12 protein-coding genes are annotated in these 7,474 nt (G+C 57.1%); 11 read left to right on the plus strand and 1 reads right to left on the minus strand.

All coding sequences use genetic code 11. The features are described from left to right. From F8N36_RS15510 to F8N36_RS15560, 11 genes are all read left to right on the plus strand, one after another. On the plus strand, positions 1–206 hold a 206-nt coding region (locus tag F8N36_RS15510; protein WP_291333899.1), incomplete at its 5' end, for a hypothetical protein. A 75-nt stretch (positions 207–281) separates the two neighbouring features. Beyond that, complete coding sequence (locus F8N36_RS15515; RefSeq protein ID WP_291333900.1) at positions 282–1,499, plus strand: RelA/SpoT domain-containing protein; 1,218 nt, start codon at positions 282–284, stop codon at positions 1,497–1,499. Positions 1,500–1,522: 23 nt separating this feature from the next. Next, a complete protein-coding gene (locus F8N36_RS15520) occupies positions 1,523–1,813 on the plus strand; it encodes a hypothetical protein (protein ID WP_291333902.1) in 291 nt (96 codons plus the stop codon). Positions 1,814–1,838: 25 nt separating this feature from the next. Continuing rightward, positions 1,839–2,135, plus strand: a complete 297-nt coding sequence (locus F8N36_RS15525; protein WP_291333903.1) for a DUF4326 domain-containing protein — start codon at positions 1,839–1,841, stop codon at positions 2,133–2,135. Positions 2,136–2,146: 11 nt separating this feature from the next. Beyond that, positions 2,147–2,383, plus strand: coding sequence for a hypothetical protein (locus F8N36_RS15530; RefSeq protein WP_291333905.1), 237 nt, complete (start codon positions 2,147–2,149; stop codon positions 2,381–2,383). Positions 2,384–2,653: 270 nt separating this feature from the next. Next, on the plus strand, positions 2,654–2,839 hold the full coding sequence (locus tag F8N36_RS15535; RefSeq protein WP_291333907.1) for a hypothetical protein: 186 nt from the start codon (positions 2,654–2,656) through the stop codon (positions 2,837–2,839). A gap of 87 nt (positions 2,840–2,926) precedes the next feature. Beyond that, entirely contained in the window at positions 2,927–3,067 is a 141-nt protein-coding gene (locus F8N36_RS15540; protein WP_291333909.1) for a hypothetical protein, read from the plus strand. A gap of 1,285 nt (positions 3,068–4,352) precedes the next feature. Continuing rightward, a complete protein-coding gene (locus F8N36_RS15545) occupies positions 4,353–4,904 on the plus strand; it encodes a DNA-directed RNA polymerase subunit alpha C-terminal domain-containing protein (RefSeq protein ID WP_291333911.1) in 552 nt (183 codons plus the stop codon). Between the two features lie 96 nt (positions 4,905–5,000). Next, on the plus strand, positions 5,001–5,765 hold the full coding sequence (locus F8N36_RS15550) for a DsbA family protein (protein ID WP_291333913.1): 765 nt from the start codon (positions 5,001–5,003) through the stop codon (positions 5,763–5,765). Positions 5,766–5,772: 7 nt separating this feature from the next. Further along, on the plus strand, positions 5,773–6,240 hold the full coding sequence (locus tag F8N36_RS15555; protein WP_291333914.1) for a response regulator: 468 nt from the start codon (positions 5,773–5,775) through the stop codon (positions 6,238–6,240). A 16-nt stretch (positions 6,241–6,256) separates the two neighbouring features. After that, positions 6,257–6,523 (plus strand): hypothetical protein, encoded by a 267-nt coding sequence (locus F8N36_RS15560; RefSeq protein ID WP_291333915.1) that lies wholly within the window; start codon positions 6,257–6,259, stop codon positions 6,521–6,523. Positions 6,524–6,731: 208 nt separating this feature from the next. Here the strand turns inward: F8N36_RS15560 and F8N36_RS15565 are convergent, their stop codons facing one another. Continuing rightward, positions 6,732–7,283 carry a putative Ig domain-containing protein gene (locus tag F8N36_RS15565; RefSeq protein WP_291333917.1) on the minus strand — a complete coding sequence of 184 codons (552 nt, stop codon included), beginning with the start codon at positions 7,281–7,283 and terminating at the stop codon, positions 6,732–6,734. Positions 7,284–7,474: the final 191 nt, after the last annotated feature.

Genomic DNA, 7,474 nt, shown 5'->3' on the forward strand with positions numbered 1-7,474 from the left:
AACAACTTCGAGCGGAATATGGCAACCACGTCTATGTGGGAGCCCGCGTCTGCCATGTCAAAGATTCCGAAATCGCCGGGACCATCACCAATGTTGACGACAATTTGTCCAGGGTGACGACCTGCAATGTTGTCTGGGATGATGACGATAGCGGCCACGATATTCAGTGGACCAATAAGCTCATGACCGCTGCCACTGCCGCGTGATCCAAGGGGAACGCCGGTGATAGCGACCGGCCACCCAACCGATCTTAAGGTCGTCTGATTCAGGGGGGCACCTAGTTGAGCGAATTGCACCAAGTGCCAGATGTTGCATCGTTCGGAACGACTGTGACGGTCAGAGCCGCCGGTGAGTTGTTGCGCGGCAAGATGCTGGTCCCTGTCGACGCGCCGACGCCCGAGGAATATATCGAAGCGTTTCGCGTTGCTGATCAATTCCGAATAGCCCATGCCTATCCGATGAGAAGCATTCGCCAAAGCGCCCACCGCTGGATGAAACGCTGTGCCGTCAGCGGGATCACCGGTGCCCGTCTGAAGCGAATGCCGGCGATCAGGGCGAAGCTCAAAAGATCGTCTATTTATCTCGATAAATTGCAAGATGTCGGCGGCTGTCGGCTGATCTTGCCGACCATTGCCGACGTCCGAACCATTGGTGACGCGCTCACCCAACATCTCCGTCATCAGAAGTGCAAGGAGAACGATTACATTCTGGCGCCAAAACCAGACGGCTACCGGAGTCATCACCTAGTTTTTGCGTTTCAGGATCAACTGTGCCGCTCTCATTACATGGACCGGCGCATCGAAATTCAGGTCCGGACGCAATTGCAGCATTCCTGGGCGACGGCGGTGGAGGCCGTCGGCCTCTACCGCGGCGAATATCTCAAGGGCAGTGTTGGGGATCGGAGTTGGCTGCGGCTGTTTCTTCTAATGTCGGCCGAATTTTGTGTTGCTGAAGGATGCCCGGAACCGCCTGGCGTTCCTGGCCAAGTCGAGAGAATTGCCGAAATCCAGGCCCTCAATAAAACATTGGATGCCGATCTTACGCTGGCCACCCTGGCGAACGCCGTTCACTGGCGTGAAATCAGCGTGACGGCGCGAGAAGCGCCCGAGTACTACCTTATTCGCTTTGACGCCAAGGCTAAAGAAGTGCTGGTGCAACCGTTGCATTCGGCAAGCCGTGCGATGGCTTTGTATTCGGAAGCGGAATCCGTCGATCGCGAAACCGGCAATGACGGTAATGACGTGGTGCTGGTCGAAGCGGACAAAATTGACGGCCTAAAGGCCGCCTATCCGAATTATTTTGGTGATGTAACGCTGTTTCGACAGGCCTTGGAAGAGGTGGCCAAGGGCCGCTCATTGGCTGAATTAGATATTCGCCGCCAAGAAATGGTGCCAGCGAAGCCGGCAGAGCGGATTGATTCCGGCTGGCTCTACAAGCGTAACCGACTCTGGGTGGAGCCAGGTCGGATGAAAAAAACGCGCAAGCGCAAACAGAAGTGACACAAGAGGAAGGAATAGATACTATGCCTGCACAAAAAACACTTACACAAGACGCATCCAGCAAAAAACGCCTCATCAAAAAGGCCCGCCTTATAGGCACGTTTGGAGTTTTTCTCGCTATTATTTCGACATTTGCCGATATCCAGAAGGTTGGGATGGACAATGGTCACTCCATCTATCGAGTCTCTTGGATCATCATCCCCAATATCGCGATTTTGCTTTTTTGCGGTATTGGAGTGTTCCTAACCTTCGAGCCCTGGTGCTCTCGATTCAGGCAATGGAGGAAGCAGCACCAAAATCAATCCACCAGGTAATAGCTGATCATAAAGGGAACGGCCGATGCCGGTTTTTAACCACTTGACGGAACGAGATTTCATCCCGCCCGGCGCGATTCGAATCATGCGCCCGTCGAAGTGGGGAAATCCGTTCGTCATCGGTCGGGACGGTGACCGGAACACGGTGCTTGCCAGGTATCGGGAATGGCTGTGGGCGGAGATCAACGCCGGTCGCGTGCGGCTTCCGGATCTGGCTGGCCTCGACGGCGCCGCGTTGGTCTGCTGCTGCGCGCCGAAGCCGTGTCATGGTGAGATTTTGCTTGCAGCGGCGGCCTGGGCTGCCCGCAAGTTGGCAGTATAAAGGGACCCAATATGGCTCGAAAGCCGCAACCTTTTGAACTTGATATCTTGAGGACAGCCTTGGCAGAAGGAGGATCTCTACGGCTGGACGAATTGCGTGGAAAACACCAATTCGGCCATGGCGTAGAACGCGAAATCGAAAAGCTGGTGCGAGAAGGCTGGATGATTTCTCCCGGAGATGGCGCTGTCTATTTGACCGGCGCGGGGACAGCGCTTGCTGATCCTGTTGTTCCCGACACGCGGGCCTGAAAGGAACCAAGGCAATGTGGCTTTTGCAGAAAAGCAAGACATTGATGGGATGGACCCCTCCCCCCGATGCCGCAGACGACGAACCGCATTCCCTTGGATGGGGGATAAGACGCGCCAACTTGGCAATATGGTCGACACGCACCACAACCGAAAAGCAGCTCGTTGTTATGATCCTGGGGATGACGGGCTTCATACTGTGGGCATATGGCGCCGTTAGGGGCTGGTGGCCCGGCGCCCAGGTGAGCGACCAATAGAAAGGGAAACCTGAGCATGACAGACGAGCTGCAGGACCGCCTCGACGCTCACCACCTCTGGCAAATGGAGCGGGCGCTGCGCGAGTGCCACGCACCCGAGATGGTGCGGATCGTCGACACAGGACAACCTGGTGCCGGAGATCGGCCGCGCTATCGCTTTGAGATGGTCGACCAGGCGCCGCCGGCGCCGGCCGCCATCTGACAGAAGGGGAAGCCGATGAGAGGCCAACAACTCGGGTTATTTGAGCCGCCGCCACAGCGGCGACGATCTGGGCGCGAATCGGAATTGATGCTGGAAGCCGTGGCGCTGCTGCGCAAGGTTGGACACCGTGTCTACATGGCCGGGCTGCAACACCAAGTCGACGGCAAGCTGTTGTCGACCTCCCAACTTTTGGAGATGGCCACCCGCAACGGCGGTCGGAAGGCGTGAACGGTACGACTCGATTATCATGATGGCGAACCTCCGTAAGTGCCGTGCGAAGCTTCATTCGTTCAGACAGTCGCCTGTCAACCGGGCGCTACTGTTCTTCTCTGGGTTGCTAGTGGTGGTGGTCAGCTTCTACATGAAGACGAAGCAGTTCGGCGACCAGCTGCCGTACATTGGAATCATCCTGGGATGGATAGTGGCGCGCCTGGGATTCAGACCAGGGACAGATCGTGGCGACGGAAAAATATGAGGGAATGCCACAGTGGACGCAGCCTATCTGGATTATCAGGTGCTTGAGCCGGGAGTGCGTGATCTTCGCCGTGCGTTCAACGCGGGAAGCGCAGCCCGGACCGCCTAGATGTCGCGAGGGGCATCGTTGGCGGCGACTGTTTTTCGGCGAAGACGACCAAAGACCGTATATTCTCTTCGATGCGTCGAGCGCCTGGGCAGGCCAGCTACATGATCGACTGGGTGTCCCCCGCCACCCGGTGGCCACCGGCCGATAAGGCCTTCTTATCGGCCGCGTGGCCGGGGGTACGACCACCAGGCGCGGGGGGGCACCCGATCGACTATATGCGGGCCTCGGCGCGCGTATTGAGCAGCTGCTGGGCATCGTTTTCCAGGGCGGGGGCGCCCCCGCGGTCAAAGGCTTGATAAGTGATACTTTCCGAGCGGCCTGTGGATAAACCTCGAAGACGTGCCAGGTGATGAAATCAACCCGGACAGACCTCATGCGACTCGCTCGCATTCACGCAAAATCAACCGCAAAATCCGAATAGCGCAAAAAACATGCGTGTGGTCCGTGAGGACTCAGGTGGTTCAACGTGCCGTCGGGTGAAGGCAAGCAGCCATATATCACGCGATTTTGTCTCTTATTGACGGTCTACAAGCCTAGTCGGTGTCGGTAGCATAGCCTTCATACGTAGGAGCGTGTGAAATGGAAGACGCACGAAGACCGATCATCACACCGCAAACAATATATGTTGAAGTTCTTTGAACTGACTCATCGGAATGTCAGACAAATACTATGGAACAAGAACGATCTTGCGTTGCGTGCATGCATACACTCGAAAAAAACAAATTTCCGCTTCGATGCTCGTTAAAGATGAACCCAGTAACGAGAGGAGCAGAGTTATGCACGACTGCAAGGGGAAGATATGGAGCTTGCGGCCCATCAGGAAAATTCTGGGTTGATTCTGCGCTTGCGCCAAAGCCTGTTGCGGCCTTGGTCGAAAGCTGAAGCGTTTCCAGGCCTCGAGTTCCGATCTATGGGAGATGGAAGTAGAAATTGACTGCGGAGAACTTTAGTCGCCTCGTCCCCGACATCCTGGAAATGGACAGTGGGGATATGACGCCGGCAGTTGCGGCGAACGGAGAACCGCTGAACAGGCGGCTGCCCGGTGCGCAAGGCCCATCGGCCCAACTCATCATCCAGAGTGGTACGAACGATGATGGCGATGAACCACCGAAAATCAGCACGTTGGTCGACCTGCAGAACCGTGACCGTGAAATCGCCACTGCCGCAGCGAATGTGAGGGCAGGGGGCCGGAAGACCAATAAGGAGGTTGCGGCAGAGCTGGGGATCAGTCCTGAGGCACTGGTTCGCATCGAGACCCGCGAAAGAAAGCGCCTCCAGCTTCTGGCGCAGGGGGATTACTTCGTCGAACTCACAACGCGGACCAAACGTTCGCTCAACGACGAGGGAATCACTTCGCTGACCGACCTGTTGCGTTTCTCGGCCAGGACCCTTGTGAAAGGGGTTCCGAATCTCGGCAAGAAGGGCGTAGCCGAGGTCGTGGCTCTGCTGGAGAAGCATGGCCTCAGTCTATTGCCAGACTGACGCGAGGTCTTCGCCACCAAGCATTATGCGACCGCATCAAGGGCACCAGTCCAGAAAAATCCAACCGCCGTGGCGGCATTACGACGTGGAGAAGGTATGAAATTTCGTAGTCTTGTGTGCGCGTTGGCGATCCTGGTGCCCGTGACGGCCGGAGCACAACAACAGCAGGCGCCGGCGCCTGAAAGCCTGTTCGAGCAAGCAATCCACGATTATCTGTTGCGCCATCCCGAAGTGCTGATGGAAATGACCCAGCGCCTTCAGCAGATTCAGGGTGAGAACGGCTATGCACAGCACAAAGCCGAACTGGTCGACAATGCGCAGGATCCCGTGGTTGGCAACCCGAAGGGGGACGTGACCGTCGTCGTCTTTTTCGATTACCAGTGTCCAGCCTGTAAGATGCTTGGGCCGGAGATCGACAAGCTGCTGGCCAGCGATAAGGGTGTGAAGGTCGTCTACAAGGATTATCCGATCCTCGGCCCGGGCTCGCTCATGGCGGCCAAAGCCGCGCTGGCGTCCATGTCTCAAGGCGGCTATGAGGCGTTCCACAATGCGCTGCTGAATGACAAGACGTCGGGGCACAACTTGGGCGAACCGCGCATCCTCGAGATCGCCACCAGCGTCGGGCTCAACGCCGACAAAATCAAGGCCGAGATGAAGTCTCCCCAGGTCGACGCTGCCGTCACAAGGAATATCGCTCTGGGCGATCAAGTGGCGCACAAAGCGACGCCCGGCATGTTCGTCGGGAGCCAATTCGTGCCTGGTGCGGCAAGCTTTGAGCAGCTGACTCAACTCGTCGCCAAGGTCCGCGGCGAGAATAAGAATTCTGCCGGCGAACCTGGGCAGAAAAGCAAACGCAGCTGAGATTACCATGTACAATTTCAGCGCGGCCAATACGGGGCACGATTCCGGCATTGGGGTTCCCAGACCAGAGTTGCCTCCAGGCAAAACAGTGATGATTGTAGATGATCAGGTGACGATCCGCCGGATCGTCGCTTCCTATTTCAGTCATCAGGCCTGCAGCCATCCGGTTGAGCAAGCATTCGACGGTGCAACTGCGCTGATGAGTCTTCGAATCAATATCGAGAGGATCGGTCTAGTCGTCTCGGACTGGGAGATGTCGCCGGTGACCGGACTGCAATTCTTGCGGCTCCTGAGGGCTGACAAGGACGAGCGCTTCCGCAATATGTCTTTCCTGATGCTCGCAGATCGACTGACAGAGCCGCAAATCCGCCTTGCCATGACCGCCGGAGTTGATGCCCTCCTGGCCAAGGAAGGCAGCGCACTGGCCAACGATCAGCCCGTGCCGCCCTTGCAATTCTTGCAACGCCGCGTCTGACAGAGAGGGAACGGAAATGAGCATAGAAGAATGGGTAATTGAGCCCGTTTTGGAATTAATGATCTGCCAACTGCCGCCGAAAAACCTGCGGGCGGTCGCCGATCTGTGGGACGAGACGGGAGTCGCAACCCCTGAGCAGTTGGCACAGATCATTGTTTCGACCTTCGGGGCGGACCGGGAAATTGTGGGACTATTCGCCGCACTCAACCCGAAAGAACGGCAACAGATGTGCCATGTGATAGCCGAAAAATGCCGGGCGCGGGCGGCAAAGATATCGGGATAAGGCAGAAGAGGAAGCCAGCGGTGAAGCCGAAGAGTATGACCGAGCTTCGAGTAAGACTGGACAAGCCAGTCAAACATGCGACCGGATGACGGCATCCTCGCCGGGCCAGCAGACCAAAATTATGCGAGTTTAGCGAGATCGAATGAGCGGGAAGTATCAAGGGCGTGTCCGGAAGAAACGCCCTTGATGTCCTCCGGTTAAGGCGTTTTTACCCGTGCACCGTCGAACTGGTCGTCCCGGAAACGCCGACAAGACCAACAGAATTGGTCGTGTGAGCGCCCACCATGTCGATAGTGAAGGTGTCCGCCGCGGTGAGTCCGCTGGTATCTTTCGCGATCACCTCGACCGACAGCGAAGCCGGCACGGTGGTGGGCGGCGTGCCGATAAAGGTGAGGGTCGTTGAATTGAACTGCAGCCAAGGGGGCAGGGCGCCGCCGCTGGCAAGTTCAGCGATGCAGTGCATCGCCGATCCTTGCGGATCAACGAATGTGTGGGCCGGCAGAGAGAACGAACTCGACTTACCCACAGTCATCGTCTCGGCCGAGGTCTGGGTAACCGTCGGCGCCCCAAGGACGTTGATGGTGAAGCTGTCCGTCGCTTTGAGTCCGCTGGTATCCGTAGCTGTCACCGTCATGCCGAAGCTGCTGGCGCCGACCGGAGCTGTTCCGGTGAACGTGTCGGTTTTAGCGTTGAACGTCAGCCAATCCTCTCTAAGACGGTAATGTCCGGTTACCGCATTCGCACCAGCGCTCGTCTTCATCCACGGTAACGTCGGGCAAAGGGTGGAAACGCCTGGGGTCCCGACCGGCCGTGGCATGCAGTCCTGGTTTCCAGGACCCATGATCGGCAGGGCGGGTCAAATAGGTGAAGCTGACAAAGCGTTCCCGCAAGGGCTTATACCAACTTTCACTGATTAGAACCCATGCGCCCATTTCCGGAGTCCAATGGACA

It is taken from the genome of Desulfovibrio sp., from assembly GCF_009712225.1.
Lineage (GTDB): Bacteria > Desulfobacterota > Desulfovibrionia > Desulfovibrionales > Desulfovibrionaceae > Desulfovibrio.

Excerpts from the sequence above, each read along its gene's own strand:
- F8N36_RS15530 (WP_291333905.1), top strand. The coding sequence starts at position 2,147 with ATGGCTCGAAAGCCGCAACCTTTTGAACTTGATATCTTGAGGACAGCC.
- F8N36_RS15565 (WP_291333917.1), bottom strand. The coding sequence starts at position 7,283 with ATGAAGACGAGCGCTGGTGCGAATGCGGTAACCGGACATTACCGTCTT.
- F8N36_RS15520 (WP_291333902.1), top strand. The coding sequence starts at position 1,523 with ATGCCTGCACAAAAAACACTTACACAAGACGCATCCAGCAAAAAACGC.
- F8N36_RS15560 (WP_291333915.1), top strand. The coding sequence starts at position 6,257 with ATGAGCATAGAAGAATGGGTAATTGAGCCCGTTTTGGAATTAATGATC.
- F8N36_RS15550 (WP_291333913.1), top strand. The coding sequence starts at position 5,001 with ATGAAATTTCGTAGTCTTGTGTGCGCGTTGGCGATCCTGGTGCCCGTG.
- F8N36_RS15535 (WP_291333907.1), top strand. The coding sequence starts at position 2,654 with ATGACAGACGAGCTGCAGGACCGCCTCGACGCTCACCACCTCTGGCAA.
- F8N36_RS15525 (WP_291333903.1), top strand. The coding sequence starts at position 1,839 with ATGCCGGTTTTTAACCACTTGACGGAACGAGATTTCATCCCGCCCGGC.
- F8N36_RS15540 (WP_291333909.1), top strand. The coding sequence starts at position 2,927 with ATGCTGGAAGCCGTGGCGCTGCTGCGCAAGGTTGGACACCGTGTCTAC.
- F8N36_RS15555 (WP_291333914.1), top strand. The coding sequence starts at position 5,773 with ATGTACAATTTCAGCGCGGCCAATACGGGGCACGATTCCGGCATTGGG.